16 protein-coding genes and 1 tRNA gene are annotated in these 15,332 nt (G+C 30.2%); 2 read left to right on the plus strand and 15 right to left on the minus strand.

The window, feature by feature from the left end; translation table 11 throughout:
- Window positions 1-9 precede the first annotated feature (9 nt).
- From rpoB to rpmG, 9 genes are all read right to left on the minus strand, one after another.
- Complete coding sequence (gene rpoB / locus BHAMNSH16_RS04495) at window positions 10-3,534, minus strand: DNA-directed RNA polymerase subunit beta (protein ID WP_008728855.1); 3,525 nt, start codon at window positions 3,532-3,534, stop codon at window positions 10-12.
- A 130-nt stretch (window positions 3,535-3,664) separates the two neighbouring features.
- Window positions 3,665-4,051 (minus strand): 50S ribosomal protein L7/L12, encoded by a 387-nt coding sequence (gene rplL, locus BHAMNSH16_RS04500; protein ID WP_008728857.1) that lies wholly within the window; start codon window positions 4,049-4,051, stop codon window positions 3,665-3,667.
- Window positions 4,052-4,111: 60 nt separating this feature from the next.
- Complete coding sequence (gene rplJ, locus BHAMNSH16_RS04505) at window positions 4,112-4,636, minus strand: 50S ribosomal protein L10 (RefSeq protein ID WP_008728858.1); 525 nt, start codon at window positions 4,634-4,636, stop codon at window positions 4,112-4,114.
- A gap of 105 nt (window positions 4,637-4,741) precedes the next feature.
- Entirely contained in the window at window positions 4,742-5,443 is a 702-nt protein-coding gene (gene rplA / locus BHAMNSH16_RS04510; protein WP_008728859.1) for a 50S ribosomal protein L1, read from the minus strand.
- 77 nt (window positions 5,444-5,520) lie between these two features.
- Window positions 5,521-5,943 carry a 50S ribosomal protein L11 gene (rplK, locus tag BHAMNSH16_RS04515; RefSeq protein WP_008723779.1) on the minus strand — a complete coding sequence of 141 codons (423 nt, stop codon included), beginning with the start codon at window positions 5,941-5,943 and terminating at the stop codon, window positions 5,521-5,523.
- Window positions 5,944-5,982: 39 nt separating this feature from the next.
- Window positions 5,983-6,570: a transcription termination/antitermination protein NusG gene (gene nusG / locus BHAMNSH16_RS04520; RefSeq protein ID WP_069732270.1), complete on the minus strand. Its 588-nt coding sequence runs from the start codon at window positions 6,568-6,570 to the stop codon at window positions 5,983-5,985.
- A 5-nt stretch (window positions 6,571-6,575) separates the two neighbouring features.
- Window positions 6,576-6,896 (minus strand): preprotein translocase subunit SecE, encoded by a 321-nt coding sequence (gene secE, locus BHAMNSH16_RS04525; RefSeq protein ID WP_008728861.1) that lies wholly within the window; start codon window positions 6,894-6,896, stop codon window positions 6,576-6,578.
- A gap of 41 nt (window positions 6,897-6,937) precedes the next feature.
- Window positions 6,938-7,010, minus strand: a tRNA-Trp gene (locus tag BHAMNSH16_RS04530).
- Between the two features lie 31 nt (window positions 7,011-7,041).
- Window positions 7,042-7,218, minus strand: coding sequence for a 50S ribosomal protein L33 (rpmG, locus tag BHAMNSH16_RS04535; RefSeq protein ID WP_008723772.1), 177 nt, complete (start codon window positions 7,216-7,218; stop codon window positions 7,042-7,044).
- Window positions 7,219-7,430: 212 nt separating this feature from the next.
- Between rpmG and BHAMNSH16_RS04540 the strand changes: the two genes are divergently transcribed.
- On the plus strand, window positions 7,431-7,796 hold the full coding sequence (locus BHAMNSH16_RS04540) for a CidA/LrgA family protein (RefSeq protein ID WP_008728863.1): 366 nt from the start codon (window positions 7,431-7,433) through the stop codon (window positions 7,794-7,796).
- On the plus strand, window positions 7,793-8,503 hold the full coding sequence (locus BHAMNSH16_RS04545) for an LrgB family protein (protein WP_008728864.1): 711 nt from the start codon (window positions 7,793-7,795) through the stop codon (window positions 8,501-8,503). The genes BHAMNSH16_RS04540 and BHAMNSH16_RS04545 overlap by 4 nt, the downstream gene beginning before the upstream one ends.
- Window positions 8,504-8,505: 2 nt before the next feature.
- On the opposite strand, the gene BHAMNSH16_RS04550 is transcribed toward BHAMNSH16_RS04545, so the two are convergent.
- The 6 genes from BHAMNSH16_RS04550 to BHAMNSH16_RS04575 form a co-directional block, all read right to left on the minus strand.
- Window positions 8,506-8,919 carry a hypothetical protein gene (locus tag BHAMNSH16_RS04550; RefSeq protein WP_008728865.1) on the minus strand — a complete coding sequence of 138 codons (414 nt, stop codon included), beginning with the start codon at window positions 8,917-8,919 and terminating at the stop codon, window positions 8,506-8,508.
- Between the two features lie 29 nt (window positions 8,920-8,948).
- Entirely contained in the window at window positions 8,949-9,176 is a 228-nt protein-coding gene (locus BHAMNSH16_RS04555; RefSeq protein ID WP_008728866.1) for a hypothetical protein, read from the minus strand.
- Window positions 9,177-9,277: 101 nt separating this feature from the next.
- The gene (locus tag BHAMNSH16_RS04560) at window positions 9,278-10,150 is read right to left on the minus strand and encodes a ribokinase (RefSeq protein WP_008728867.1); all 873 of its coding nucleotides are present in this window, start codon (window positions 10,148-10,150) and stop codon (window positions 9,278-9,280) included.
- A gap of 24 nt (window positions 10,151-10,174) precedes the next feature.
- Window positions 10,175-13,315, minus strand: coding sequence for an efflux RND transporter permease subunit (locus BHAMNSH16_RS04565; protein ID WP_008728868.1), 3,141 nt, complete (start codon window positions 13,313-13,315; stop codon window positions 10,175-10,177).
- 219 nt (window positions 13,316-13,534) lie between these two features.
- Window positions 13,535-14,578 (minus strand): hypothetical protein, encoded by a 1,044-nt coding sequence (locus BHAMNSH16_RS04570; protein WP_069732269.1) that lies wholly within the window; start codon window positions 14,576-14,578, stop codon window positions 13,535-13,537.
- A complete protein-coding gene (locus BHAMNSH16_RS04575; protein ID WP_069732268.1) occupies window positions 14,566-15,318 on the minus strand; it encodes a pyridoxine kinase in 753 nt (250 codons plus the stop codon). The genes BHAMNSH16_RS04570 and BHAMNSH16_RS04575 overlap by 13 nt, the downstream gene beginning before the upstream one ends.
- Window positions 15,319-15,332: the final 14 nt, after the last annotated feature.

A 15,332-nucleotide genomic window follows, 5' to 3' on the forward strand; every position in this document is an offset into this window, starting at 1 on the left:
TTCTCCTAATTATTTCCAAATCTTTGGTTCTTTCTTTTTATTTTTCTGTCTAAGCTCTTTTTCAGTAGAAGGAAGCTGATTGCCTTCTTCATCATGAATAGTAATATTAAGTCCCAAACCTCTAAGTTCCTGAACTAATACATTAAAGCTTTCTGGTATACCCGGAGAGGATATCACATCACCTTTAACAATGGATTCATATATTCTAGCACGTCCTGTCATATCATCTGATTTAACAGTTAAGAACTCTTGAAGCATATTAGCAGCTCCATAAGCCTCCAATGCCCAAACTTCCATCTCTCCTAATCTCTGACCTCCGAATTGAGATTTACCTCCCAAAGGCTGCTGAGTAACAAGTGAGTAAGGTCCTGTACTTCTAGCATGTACTTTATCTTCTACTAAGTGATTAAGTTTAAGCATGTACATGTATCCTACAGCAACTTCATTTTTGAAAGGCTCTCCTGTTCTTCCGTCATAGAGTCTAACTTTTCCATTAGCATTCATACCGCTTGCAACAAATGCTTCTCTTAAAGCCTCCTCTTTAGGTCCTTCAAATACAGGACAAGCATATTTAAGTCCCATTTTATGACCAGACCAACCTAGTAACATCTCAATTACCTGACCTATATTCATACGAGAAGGTACACCCAATGGGTTAAGACATATATCTACAGGAGTACCGTCTTCTAAGAACGGCATATCCTCTATAGGCATGATTCTAGCAACAACCCCTTTGTTACCGTGACGGCCTGCCATTTTATCGCCTTCCTGTATTATACGCTTTTTAGCTAAAAATACTTTTACTACTTCTTCTACTCCAGGCTTTAATTCATCGCCGTTTTCTCTGCTGTATACTCTTACATCTATAACAGTACCCTCTTTACCATGAGGAACTCTTAAAGAAGTATCTTTTACATCTCTTGCCTTTTCACCAAATATTGAATGAAGAAGTCTGTATTCAGGAGTTATTTCTGTTTCACCTTTTGGTGTTACTTTACCTACTAATATATCGCCTGCTTTTACTTTAGCACCTATTCTTACAATACCTCTTTCATCTAAATTTTTGAAAGCTGCATCCGATACATTAGGTATATCTCTAGTAATATTTTCTTTATCTAATTTTGTTTCGCGGGCTTCAACTGAAAACTCTTCTATATGTATGGAAGTAAACACATCTTCCTGAACTAATCTTTTGCTTAAAAGAATAGCATCCTCAAAGTTATACCCTTCAAAAATCATGAAAGCAGCAAGAACATTTCTTCCAAGTGCTAACTCACCATGATCTGTTGCAGGTCCGTCAGCTAAAAGTCCTCCTGCTTTAACAACATCACCTACATTTACAACAGGTCTTTGATGGTAATTAGTGTCTTGGTTAGTTCTTTGATATTTTACTAATTCATAAACATCTAAATCATCATCGCTGTTTTGTTTTGTAGGCTTAATTACAATTTCATCATGAACAACTTTAATTACTTTTCCAGCTCTTTTTGCATGAACTGCTATTCCTGTACCAGGCTGACATATTTTAGCTTCTACACCTGTTCCTACTATAGGAGCTTCCGGATAAAGCAAAGGCACACTTTGACGCTGCATGTTTGAACCCATTAAAGCCCTGTTAGCATCGTCATGCTCTAAGAATGGTATCAAAGAACTTGAAAGTGATACAATCTGCTGAGGCGAAACATCCATATACTGAACCTGATCTGGTGAAGAATATGGGAATTCACTTCTGTATCTTGTTGATATAAGATTATCTTTGAAAGTTCCGTCTTCATTTAAAGGTGCATTAGCATCAGCAATATGGTATTTTTCCTCATCATGAGCTGTTAGATATTCTATTTCATCTGTTACTTTTCCGTCAATTACTTTTCTGTATGGAGTCTCTAAGAAACCATGCTTATTAATTTTAGCATAAGTAGCAAGTGAAACTATAAGTCCAATGTTTGGACCTTCAGGAGTTTCAATAGGACATATTTTACCATAGTGAGTATGGTGTACATCTCTTACCTCAAAACCTGCCCTGTCTCTTGTAAGACCGCCCTGACCTAAAGCATTTAATCTTCTTTTATGCGTAATCTCTGATAATGGATTATTCTGATCCATAAACTGAGATAATTGGTTTGTACCGAAGAACTCTTTAATTACAGCCTGTATAAGTTTAATGCTTACAAGAGACTGAGGAGTTACTGCCTCCATATCCTGCATCTGCATTCTTTCTTTAGCTATACGCTCCATTCTAGTGAAACCAGCTTTTATTTGTATGGATAATAATTCACCAACACTTCTTACGCGTCTGTTTCCTAAATGGTCAATATCATCTAACTGTTCTTCATTTATGAATACTTTTATTAAAAAACGAATAGTTTCTATTATATCTTTATGTCTTAAAACTTTATCCTGTTCGCTTTCAGGGAAGTTTAATCTTTTATTTAATTTATAACGACCTACATCCCCTAAAGCATAGGATTTAGGGTCAAACACTAAATCATTACAAGTCCTCACAACATTTTCTATTAAAGCAGGTTCTCCCGGTCTTATAACATTATAAATTTTAGTGCATGCTTCCTCTTGATTTTTTGTTGTATCTTTATCTAAAGTATTAATTATGGTTACATTATCTTTTATTGCTTCCATATTTAATACGGATATTTCTTTAATGCCGCTCATTAAAAGTCTTTCAGCCAAGTTAGGGTTAATAAGCTCACCAGGATTCAATATTATTTCATCTGGGTTTTCTGTATCATATACTGTTGAATATGATCTTCTGCCTATTAAAGCCTCTTTAGAATTTTCATCTGAAAGTTTTTCTAATGAAATATTATCAACTTCATAAAATAATTTCAAAATTTCTTCATTAGTTGTGATACCAATAGCTCTTAAAAATACAGTAACAGGAAGTTTTTTCTTTCTGTCTATTCTAACATACATTATATCTTTTTTGGTATCAAGCTCAAATTCCAACCAAGTACCTCTGTCTGGAATTATTTTAGCTACGAACATAGCATCTCTGTCGCTGCGGTTGAAAACTACCCCTGGAGATCTATGAATCTGAGAAACGATAACACGTTCAGCACCATTAACAATAAATGTACCTCTGTCTGTCATAGCAGGTATATCACCCACAAATATTTCCTGTTCTATGATTCTTTCAGGGTCTCTTACAGTTAATTGTACTTTTATTTTAAAAGGATAGGAATAAGTTTTATCTCTTCTTCTAGCCTCTTTTTCTGTGATTTTAGGCTCTCCTATAGAATAAGAAATAAATTCTATCTGCATCTTTTCATTAGACGATACTATAGGAAATATAGAAGTTAAAACTTCCTGTAATCCCTCATTTTTTCTCTTATTTTCAGGTACATCCTTTTGAAGGAAACTTTCATAAGATTCTTTTTGTATAGCGAGGAGATCGGGAGGTTCTATTACAGAAGCGGTTCGTGAAAAGTTTACACGTCCGTTTTCCATCCTATATTTTTTTGCGAACTCTACCCCTCTTTCCGGATATACTTTATTATCTATCTGAATATTATTGGCCATATTAAAAGATCTCCGCTTTTACGCTTTTGGTTTTACTAACTTATTAAATACACTAATAAGAAGGGTACAAATACTTATACCCTTCCTATATACGAATCATTAAATGTTAATGATATATTGACAAAAATAATTATTTAACTTCAACTTTACCGCCTGCTGCTTCTAATTGTTTCTTAATAGCTGCAGCTTCTTCTTTAGAAACACCTGATTTAATTGTTTCTCCGCCTTTTTCAACAGCATCTTTAGCTTCTTTTAAGCCTAAGCCGCTAACTGCTCTAACTTCTTTAATAAGAGCAATTTTTTGAGCTGCATCAAAACCTGTAAGAATGATATCAAATTCATTTTTTTCTTCTTCAGCTGGAGCTGCTGCACCGCCTGCTGGAGCTGCTGCTACTGCTGCAACTGGCATAGCTGCTGTTACATTAAATTTTTCTTTAATAGCTTCTACTAATTCATGAAGCTCTATAACTTTCATTTCTTCTATTGCTTGTAATATTTCTTCTTTACTTAAAGCCATTGTTTATCTCCTTAAAATTGTAAAAATAGTTTTTTAATTAATAATTTGTCAGCTAATATATTAAGCTGATTTTTTCTTTTCTTCTTCAACACTGTCAAGCACATAAGCAAGTTCTGATATAATGCTTTGCAAACTGTTTGCAAAACTTGATATAGGAGACTCGAGTGCTGTAACAAGATGAGATAGTAAAACTTCTCTTGGCGGAATATTTGCTACAACTTGTACTTGTGCTGGGTCAAGTAAATCTACCCCCATATAGCCGCCTTTGATTTTGATTTTATCATTCTTTTTAGATGCTTCACTTATCACTTTAGCTGCACTAGGAACATCTTCCTTAGCAAATACTACAGCGGTAGGATTAATGAACATCTCATCTTTTACTTCTCTGCCTAACTCTTTTAAAGCAATATCAACCAAAGAGTTTTTACATATTTTCATTGAAGAAGAAGTCTTTGCTAATTCGCGTCTTAAATCTGTAAGCTGTGCTACTGTTACCCCTCTGTAATCGAAGAATACCAAACCAGCACATGCTCCCATAGTTTCTTTAAGCAATGATACTGTTTCAATGTTTTTCTTATTAGGCATAAATACCACCTCTATTATATTAAACCATTTTGCTGTAACTATTCATATAATGGGATCACAAAACATGACTTCGCTAAAAACAAAACAGGTTTATCGCTAAATTAATTACATTTTGATTTTTTTATGATCTATTTTTATACCCACACCCATTGTAGATGTTACACCAACCGCTTTGATATATTCACCTTTCAAGTCTGTAGGTTTTTTTCTTAAAATTTCATCATAGAATGCTTTGAAATTCTCATTTAATTGAGAAGCATTCATAGAAGCCTTACCAATACCCATTCTTACTATACCGTTTTTATCAGCTCTGTATTCCATTCTTCCGGCTTTGAAACTTTTTACAGCTTGTGCTATATCAAGTGTAACTGTTCCTGTTTTTGGGTTAGGCATAAGTCCTTTTCTTCCGAGAATTTGTCCCAATTTACCTACTTCTTTCATTAAATCCGGAGTAGAAATAGCAACATCAAAGTCAGTATATCCGCCTTTAACTTTATCTATTAAATCTTCAAAACCAACTTCTACAGCTCCTGCTGCTTTAGCTTCATCAGCTTTTTCTCCCTGAGCAAATACTACTACTCTTTTTTCTTTACCAAAGGCATTTGGGAATGATAATGTATCTCTTATTGAGTGTTTTGGTAATATATTAAGGTTTATTGTTACCTCAATAGTTTCATCAAATTTACAGGTAGCGTTTTTCTTAGCTAATTCAATAGCTTCATCTACGGAATAGAGTCTTAATTTCTCTACTTGCTTTCTTATAGCGTCGTAACGTTTGCCACCTATTTTTTTCTCTTTTGTAGCCATAATTGTTTTCTTCCTTTTCTTTCAAACGTTTACTTCCATTTATTATTCAATTAAATAAATGGTATGCTTCTTAATGATTATTCTACTTTAATACCCATAGCACGAGCTGTACCCGCAACTATTTTTTTTGCTGCTTCTATATCATTAGCTGACATATAAGCCATTTTTTCCTGAGCAATTTCTTCAAGCTGCTTTTGATTGATTGTAGCAACTTTAGTTTTATTAGGCTCACCAGAACCTTTTTCTATGCCCAATTTCTTTTTAATTAGTGTAGAAGTAGATGTACCTTTAGTAACAAATGTATAAGTTTTGTCTTCATATACTGTTATGTAGGTATTTAATATCTGCCCTTTCATTTTAGAAGTTTTTGCATTAAAATCTTTAACGAAAGCGGCTATTTGTATCTGCTTCTGACCCAATGCAGGTCCTAATGGAGGAGCAGGTGTTGCCTCTCCGCCTGGTATGCGAACCTTTACAATACCAACCACTTTTTTAGCCATTTTTACTACCTCTTGATTTATTTATTTTTATTTTTTAGATTATAACTTTTTTACTTTAGTGAATTCTAATTCTGTAGGAGTACTTCTTCCAAATATCTCTATTTTTACTGTTACTCTGCCCTTATCAGAATTAATATTTTCTATTATACCATTAAGTCCATTGAAAGGTCCGTCTATTACCTGAACCTTTTCACCTATATCAAATTCCATTCCAATAATTTCATTGATGCCTGTTTTAGATTTTTCTTCTCTGTCGGAGAATATACGAGCAACATCTGATTCGCTTAAAGGAGTAGGAATAATATTACCTTCCTCTTTAGTTGTAGCATGACTTCCTATAAAGCCCGCAACGCCCGGAGTTCTTCTAACCATAGACTGTGTTGCATCATTCATTATCATCTTTACTAAAACATAGCCCGGATAAAAAAATTCCTCTTTAGAAACTTTCTTACCGTTTTTTGTAGAAGTTACTGTTTCTGAAGGTATATATATATCGACTATGAGGTCAGTCATACCATTTTCTTTAGCTCTTTTCTCTATACGCTCACGAACTTTATTTTCATAACCGTGCTGAGTATGAACTATATACCATTTATAATCTTTTATATCAGATATTTCTTCAGACATGTTTTTCACCTATTATATCTATTTTTTCTCATATAGCGAATAGCAAAATATACCACAAATAGAACAACTATGGCAAGAATAAGAACTAATGTGATTTTAGAGGATATTAAGCTACCCAAAATAGAACCATCTAATAAAGCCCTTGTCAAAAATGTTACTACATAATCAGCAGCTCCTAAGAAAGCTGATGCTAAAATAAGAAGTATTATAACAATAACTGTCTGATTCATTACATCTTGACGAGTAGGCCAAACACTTCTCTCAAAGAGTTCTTTTTTTATCTCTTTGATAGAGTCAATTATATTATTTTTCTTTTTATCAGCCATAAATATTACCTTAAATTATATTACAACAATTTAGATATAATCAGGTCAGACAGGAGTCGAACCTGCAACACCCGGTTTTGGAGACCGGTGCTCTACCAATTGAACTACTGACCCAAATTTATAAACATTCTTAATTCAGAATTATTTATCTTGATACTTTTAATTCCTTATGAATTGTATGTTTTTTATCATGAGGACAATACTTTTTTAATTCCAATTTTTCTGGAACATTTTGTTTATTTTTTGTTGTTATATAATTCTTTCTTTTGCATTCTGTGCATTGAAGATGGATTTGTTCTGTTTTTACTTTAGCACCTGCCATTTCTTGCTCCTTAAAACATTTTTAGATAGCCTATAATTTACAAGGTATGCTATTATATAACTAAAAAAAAATTATGTCAATAACTAAATATAAAAATAATATTTTTTATATAAAACATTATTTTTAATAGTATTAAGCTATTGAAAAACAATAAATTAGTTATATAATCTATTATCAAAAAATAAAATTTTATTCTAGTTTGGAAATAAAAAATGAAATTAATAAAACAATTCACAATTATTTTTTCTATATACTCTATAGCTGATATATTTAGTAAAACTTTAAGACTTCCTATACCTGGCAATGTAATAGGTATGATACTTCTTTTTGTATTACTAGCACTTGGAATAATAAAAGAAAATCATATAGATGAAGCAAGCGATTTATTAATAGCAAATATGTCAATGCTTTTTATACCGGGAACTTTGGCTATTATAGATGAATACAAATATGTTAAAGCAGAAATAATACCTTTTGTTATTATATGCTTATTGCTAACTATAATTATAATGGTTATAACAGGTCTCTCAGCTCAATCTTTAGAAAAAATATTCTCTAAAATAAGGAAATCAAAATGAAAGAATTATTTATACAAAATCCTATAATACCAATAGTAATAACTTTAATAGCATATATAATAGCATATATTATATATATAAAAACTAAATTACCTGTACTTACACCTTTAGTAACTAGTGTAATATTAGTTGGTTTTTCTCTATATTTTATGAAAGTACCTTACACAGTTTATAATGAAAGCGGAGGAAAATTTATAAATGCTCTTGTAGGACCTGCAACTGTAGCATTGGCTCTGCCTATATATAGAAATATGCCTATATTAAAAGCTAACTTGGCTGTAATATTAATAAGTATAGCTATCGGCAGTTCATTAGGTATTACCGGAATATTTATTTCAGCAAAATTACTTGGAATATCTCAGGAATTATTTCCTTCTCTGCTGACAAAGTCCGTTACTACTGCAATTGCTGTAGATATAACTGCAAATATGGGAGGAATGAAATCTATAACTGTTCTATCGGTTATTATATCTGGAGTAGTAGGAGCTATCACTGCACCTTTTGTATGCAAAATATTTAGAATAAAATCTCCTCTTGCAGTAGGACTTGCAATAGGTACTTGTTCCCATGCTGTAGGAACTAGTAAGGCTATAGAACTTGGCGAAACTGAAGGGGCTATGTCTGGGCTTGCAATAGGTATTGCTGGGGCTTTAACTGTTGTAATACTTCCTATACTATATAAAATGCTATTAATTATATGGAATTAAATCTATCTTATATTTGATTCCATAATATTAATTATATCATTATCCTTAAAATATACACTGAATATATTTTCATCGTCTCCGCAATCTACTTTGGAATCTATACTGCCGTCATCATTTACTTTTATTAGGATTTTATATATTTCTAGATTATCATACCAATTATCATCTACATCTATAAACATAAAATCGCCGTAGGCATTCTTTAATTCTTCCCTCGAATCTGACAATAATTTAATATGGGATTTCAAATCATTTATAATATCCTCTAATTTCAAAACTTTATGAACACCTATATCAAATAAACTTTCTAATTCTTTACCAAAAATTTTCATAGGCTTAAATACTTTATACAATTTCCAATCATCTTCATTTATATTTGCACCTTCTACATCTATTAAATCTTCTACATTTATCATAATATTCTCCACAATTTTACAAATAGTCTTTAATTTATTTTTTTATTTATAACATATAATGAAGGCAAAGAAATTACTGCAAATATCATTATACTATAAAAAACATCGTTTAAATTTAAATTATATCTTTTATTATAAATCATTTCTGTTTCTTTTCTAAAAGGTGTTGGTTTGCTGTCTCCGTCTGGTCCTTTGCATTCTTTTTCTGAAAACATAACAAGCAGCATAAATGATAATATAAATAAATATTTTTTCATAAATAAAATCTCTTTTAGTTTTACTATATATAGTTTTTAGTATAGTAAAAAAAGTCAATATGTCAATAATATAAAAACAATATATTTATAAAATAAAAATATTACCACTTTTTAGAAATAACTTCATCATAAGTTGGTATGGAATCTATTGCACCTTTTCTTGTAACTGTTATATTAGATACTTTCATAGCAAAAGAAATAGCTTCTTCAATAGTTTTATCATCTGCCATCATTCTCACAACTCCGCCCAAAAAACTATCTCCCGCAGCAGTAGTGTCGGAAACATCAACCTGATAAGCATCAAAATGTTTTATTCCTTCTTTATTGATTAAATCGCAGCCATTAGCCCCCAAAGTAAGTATTATGTTTTTTACTCCGCACTTAAAAGCATAATCTGCACCGCCTATAATATCTATCTCTGTTTCATTAGGTATCAATATATCAACATAACTTAAAAAATTTTTATTAAGTTTTACTGCCGGAGAAGGATTAAGAACAACCGTTTTTCCTAGTTTATTAGCAATATATGCAGAATATTCAGCTATTTCTAAAGGTATTTCAAGCTGAAGCACTATAATATCATATAAAGATATTAATTCTTCTTTTATATCATCTTTTGTAATTAAAGCATTAGCTCCTTGTGCCACAATAATATTATTTGCTCCATAATCAGTAACCGTAATAACTGCAATACCTGTAGAAACATTCTTTTTTATTATTAAATTATCCGTATTAACATTATTAGACTCCAAAGCATAAAATAAATCTTTTCCAAAATCATCATCTCCAACAGCTCCTAGTATACTCACACATCCTCCCAATTTAGCTATAGCACAATCCTGATTTGCCCCCTTTCCGCCATTACCTGTATAAAAATTGCTGCCTAATATAGTTTCTCCTTCCTTAGGAAAACGAGGAGCTGTTATAACAAGATCTTTATTTATACTTCCTATAATTAAAATTTTTTTGCTCATATATAAACTCTAATAATTAAAAATTTATGATTTTGAATTTAAAGCATTATTAACCTCAAAATCATTAGCACTTTCCTTATCCTTTTTATCATAATCTTTAAGAGGTATTTTATTTCTAATAGCTGCATAAATTGTTGGTACTATAATTAATGTAAACATAGTAGAAACTACAAGCCCACCCAATAAAGCTGTAGCTAAAGGCTTATACATTTCATTTCCGCTTCCTATACCTAAAGTCATAGGCAATATACCTAATATAGTTGTCAGTGTTGTCATAAGCACAGGTCTTAATCTCCTTTTTCCTGCAAGCAATGCAGCTTCATCTCCTTTTATATGCTTCTCATGCATTATCTGATTCATATAATCTATTAATACTATACCATTATTAACTACTATTCCAATTAAAACTATAAAACCTATAGCACTATAAGCATTGAGTGTTGTATTCGTTATAAACAAGGCAATAAGCGAACCTGCAAATCCAAAAGGAATTGCAAATGCTATTACAAAAGGAGCTATTAAAGATTCAAATTGACTAGCCATTATTGCATAAACTAAAACTAAAGCCAAAATCAAAGCCTGTATTAACTGTCCGAATGCTTCATTCATATCTTCAAAATCTCCGCCGTAATTTATATATATTCCATTTGGTATAAAAACATTATCATCTATGGTGTTTCTTACTTCAGTAATAACTTCATTTAAAGGTCTTTCATAAATATTGGCAATTACAGTTGTATACCTCTTTCGCTCCTTTCTGTATATTCTATTAGGACCGTAACTTTTTACTATGTCAGCTATTGATGATAATGGTATCAATACACCTTTTACAGGTATGCTTATCTTTTTTACATCATCTATTGTAACCTTATCAATATTTTCAAGCTGAACATTAACATCTACATCTGTAAAGTCAGAATTTTCAGGAGTTATTGTAGTAGCTGTTCTTCCTGCAAAACTTGTATTTATTATTCTTGCAACATCATTAACTTTAAGTCCCATTTTAGCGGCAATGTCTCTATTAACATATATTTGAAGTTCCCTATTTGATTCATCAATATCAACCATTGCCCCTCTTATGCCTTCTATATTTGATATAGCACTTACTATTCTGTCGCCAAGTTCTTTTGCCTGCTCAACATCATCTCCAAGCATCTCTATTTTTATAGCCTCTCCTGATGATCCTCCTGAACTAGAACCCAATGCCATAACATTTATTTTTGCCGGATATATTTGAAGTTTTTCTCTTATAAATTCTATATAATCTTCAATACTCCCTTTTCTTCCATTGCTTTTAGATTTTAATTCTATCCTTATATTAGCACTATTTGCCTCATCTCCTTTTCTTATCCTTGATTGAATTTTAATTAAATCATCTTTAACTATTTCTCTTATATCATTTTCCATAAGCCCAATAAATGACTCTGTCTGTTCATATTTTGTACCTATAGGCATAGTTACGCGTACCATAAACTGACCTTCATCTGTTTCAGGAAAACCCTCCTTGCCAATAAAACTAACACCTAAGAATATCACTGCAAATACTAGTACCATAGACGGTATTAATACTGTTTTTTTTCGTCTTATTGCAAAACTCAGAATTTTATCATAAAGATTTTTCATATTATTATGTATGTATTTATTACTTAAAGCTTCAAATTTTGACAAAAGTTTTAATTTTTTATTTGTTATAAGTCTTGCTCCGAACATAGGTACTATCAAAATAGCAACCAGCAATGAAGCTATCATTGATATTGTAACTGTAATACATAAATCTCTAAAAATTTGACTAACCATACCCTCAATATATAAAAAAGGAAGAAATACAGCAATAGTAGTGAAAGTAGAAGCTGAAATAGCAAGCGATACTTTGTAAGCTCCGTTAATAGCTGATGAATATTTTCCATAGCCATGATGTCTGTAATAAAATATATTTTCAAGTACTACAATAGAATTATCAACCATCATACCTATTCCAAGTACAAGTCCTGAAAGAGATATTACATTTAAAGTAACCTTCATAAAATACATAAGAGTAAAAGTTACTATTATAGAAAGAGGTATTGATATGGCTATTATAGATACAGTTCTAATATTCCACATATATATCATAAGAACTATAATTGCAAAAAGTCCGCCCTGCCAAGCAGCATCAAGAACACCTGCTATAGACTCATTTATACTATCTGCTGTATTAAACATTATTTCATATTTTATGCCTTGAGGAAAATTATATTCTTCTAATTGTCTTATTACATTTTTAGAAACTTCTGCCGTATTAGCTCCTGACTCTTTACTTACAGATATTGATATGGAATTTTCACCGTTAATCTTTATTATATTAACATCATCATCATATCCTTCATAAACCTCAGCTAAATCCTGTATTTTTACTATAGAAGAATTGCCTAAATCATCTGTTTTCAAATCAATAATAGTATTTTTTATATCATCAACACTTTTGATTTCTCCCATTGTTCTTATTGTATATCTGTAAAAACCCTGATTAGCCTGTCCTCCTACTAAGTTGTTATTATCCCTTGCAAGTACAGAAGCTATATCATTTATATTAATATTATATGCTTTTAATCTATTTAAATTAACATCTATTTTTATTTCATTCTTTAAGCCGCCTAAAACTTCAGCCTGAGCTACGCCTTTAGCCTGCTTTATTTGAGGTGCTATTTGATTATCCGCTATATTATATAAAGCCGCCTGATCATTTATGCCGTAAATAGCAACTTCCATTAGTGAAATATCATCTGTACTGAATTTTCTTATTATAGGTTTTTCTGCATTATCCGGAAGTAAATCTACAACCTGCTCCAATGCTTCTCTTATATCCTCTGAAGCATCATTTAAATCTGTTCCCCAATTAAACTCTATTGTTACATCCGATGCATTTTCTCTTGATGTAGAAGTAACTTCTTTTATATCATTTACCGTAGCTACAGCTCCTTCAATGATTTTTGTAACCGATTTTTCTATCTCTTCAGGACCAGCATTTCTATAACTTGTATATATGCTTACATAAGGAACTTCTACACTAGGCATGAAATCTATTGAAAGTTTTGAAAGGCTTACAATACCTAGAATAATCACTGATAGAATAACCATAAGTATAGTTACGGGTCTTTTTACAACTGTTTCTATTATTGTTCTCATAAATGTTTTCTTAATTTTATATTTTACATCATCTTAATATTATAGCATATTAGACGATAAAATGTAAAAAAAGTTTCAGGTAAATTCCAATTAAATATTATTAAAAAAATGACTTTTATAATATAATTAAAAAATATTAAATAGACTTTTATTAAATGATACAATAATCGTTATATACAAAGATAATACAGCAGTATTTTATACATTACAGAATAAATTTTATCTTGTAAACATCTTTATAAATCTTTCTCTATACTTGTATGTAAGTAGTTTTTTATTATATAATTCTGATAATTTCTTTATTTCTGTATCGTCCATTTTATCAGTATCTATTGCATATATATAACTATCTTCTTTAAAACCTTTTATCATAATATTAACATAACTATTAAATTTTCTGTCTAAGAATAATTTAAAGAACATTATAGAACATGTTAATATAATAGAATTTATTATTACATATATTAGTATAAACATGTAATATGGATAAATAAATTCCTTCCCGCTTCCCATAAATAAAAATCCGTTTCCCTGCATAATAGAAACTTCAAAAAGCAAATTACTTCTTTCAAAATTATCCCAATCTTCTGATCTGTATTTTAATTCATTATCATAATATACAAGAACCATATTATAACTTTTAGCAAACCCCTCATATTCAAGTTCATCACTGTCAGCATTCTGAGAAAATGCAAGTCCTGCCTCATATATTATTTCATTTTTTTTATCTTCATAAGAAGTTATTATCTTATTGTCAAAAACCCAATTTATTATTCCATATAATACTATAAATATAACAGCCATTATCACAGAAATAACTATGATAAAATTTGAAGATATCAAAGAATAAAAAGTATTCTTATTCTCAATACTGAACAAATAAAAAAAGTATATTATATGTGATACATAAAAAATAAAAAGAACATGATATCCTCTAGTAAGAAAAGAAGATATAATATTTTCTCTTAAAAATACTCTGTTTAAAGAAAAAAAGTTAGTTATATAAAAAAGTCCAAGTATAGACAATATAAAAGGAACTAAATATATAATTAAATAAAAAAAAGTCTCAATTCTTGAATATTTATTCATTTTGTAAAATAAAACACATACAAAATAAAAAGAACATAAAAATTCTATAAACATCAATATTTTCATGATATATGCCGGTATATTTAAAATCATATAAGCACACATTGATATTATAACTAAAGATGATATAGCAGATACTATAAAGTTTATATTATATTTACTTAATTTTTCCAATTTATTTCTCCTACCTTTGCTTTATCATATATAACTCTTATCATCTTATAATCCAATCCCAAGAAAGAAGCATTATTAACTAAATTATATAAAGCACTAGAGAATATGGGCTGAGTATTTTCAATAATCTTATCAGTATAAGGATATGATGCCATTATTCTTGATAAATTAAAAAGTATTGCTATAAGTTTAGATGAGGAAGAAAGCTCATCATTTGTCATAGAATAGGGAATAACACTTTTTGCCGCTATTGATATAAATATAGGATTAATATTCTCTAAAGTAGATATATTAGATACAGAATGCTCTATCATTTCTCTTGCCTTGTCAATAAACTCTTTCTGTTCATATTTATATTCATAGTATATAGGAAGAGATGCTATATAACTTGTATGCATTACATCTCTTAAAACTAAAAGTATGGATACATAATTAACTAATTCTTCATTGTTTAGTTCAAATTTATCATCATTAATTATTTTATCTTCTTCGCCGTTTCCTTTAGTCCAAGAAATAGATAATAATTGTCTGATTATATCATTTTCAAATATTGTATATGTATATGATATATATTCTAAAAAAGCTTCATTAGTATTTGATCTTTTCACTATATTAATAATAGATTCCCTTTGCATTTCTACAGTATCATCAGAACCGGGTATATGAGATAAAAAATTAAAGTTTATAATATTTTCTATATAATCGATAAACTTTTCATAAGCATCATTTCCTACAAGCACCTTTTTATATCCTA

This window comes from Brachyspira hampsonii (assembly GCF_002214805.1).
GTDB classification, from domain to species: domain Bacteria; phylum Spirochaetota; class Brachyspiria; order Brachyspirales; family Brachyspiraceae; genus Brachyspira; species Brachyspira hampsonii.

What these genes read in the sequence shown, in the direction of transcription:
- BHAMNSH16_RS04565 (WP_008728868.1), bottom strand. Translation starts at nt 13,315, where the DNA reads ATGAGAACAATAATAGAAACAGTTGTAAAAAGACCCGTAACTATACTT.
- BHAMNSH16_RS04550 (WP_008728865.1), bottom strand. Translation starts at nt 8,919, where the DNA reads ATGATAAATGTAGAAGATTTAATAGATGTAGAAGGTGCAAATATAAAT.
- rplA (WP_008728859.1), bottom strand. Translation starts at nt 5,443, where the DNA reads ATGGCTACAAAAGAGAAAAAAATAGGTGGCAAACGTTACGACGCTATA.
- BHAMNSH16_RS04545 (WP_008728864.1), top strand. Translation starts at nt 7,793, where the DNA reads ATGAAAGAATTATTTATACAAAATCCTATAATACCAATAGTAATAACT.
- BHAMNSH16_RS04555 (WP_008728866.1), bottom strand. Translation starts at nt 9,176, where the DNA reads ATGAAAAAATATTTATTTATATTATCATTTATGCTGCTTGTTATGTTT.
- rplL (WP_008728857.1), bottom strand. Translation starts at nt 4,051, where the DNA reads ATGGCTTTAAGTAAAGAAGAAATATTACAAGCAATAGAAGAAATGAAA.
- rpmG (WP_008723772.1), bottom strand. Translation starts at nt 7,218, where the DNA reads ATGGCAGGTGCTAAAGTAAAAACAGAACAAATCCATCTTCAATGCACA.
- nusG (WP_069732270.1), bottom strand. Translation starts at nt 6,570, where the DNA reads ATGTCTGAAGAAATATCTGATATAAAAGATTATAAATGGTATATAGTT.
- rplK (WP_008723779.1), bottom strand. Translation starts at nt 5,943, where the DNA reads ATGGCTAAAAAAGTGGTTGGTATTGTAAAGGTTCGCATACCAGGCGGA.
- BHAMNSH16_RS04540 (WP_008728863.1), top strand. Translation starts at nt 7,431, where the DNA reads ATGAAATTAATAAAACAATTCACAATTATTTTTTCTATATACTCTATA.
- rplJ (WP_008728858.1), bottom strand. Translation starts at nt 4,636, where the DNA reads ATGCCTAATAAGAAAAACATTGAAACAGTATCATTGCTTAAAGAAACT.
- rpoB (WP_008728855.1), bottom strand. Translation starts at nt 3,534, where the DNA reads ATGGCCAATAATATTCAGATAGATAATAAAGTATATCCGGAAAGAGGG.
- secE (WP_008728861.1), bottom strand. Translation starts at nt 6,896, where the DNA reads ATGGCTGATAAAAAGAAAAATAATATAATTGACTCTATCAAAGAGATA.
- BHAMNSH16_RS04560 (WP_008728867.1), bottom strand. Translation starts at nt 10,150, where the DNA reads ATGAGCAAAAAAATTTTAATTATAGGAAGTATAAATAAAGATCTTGTT.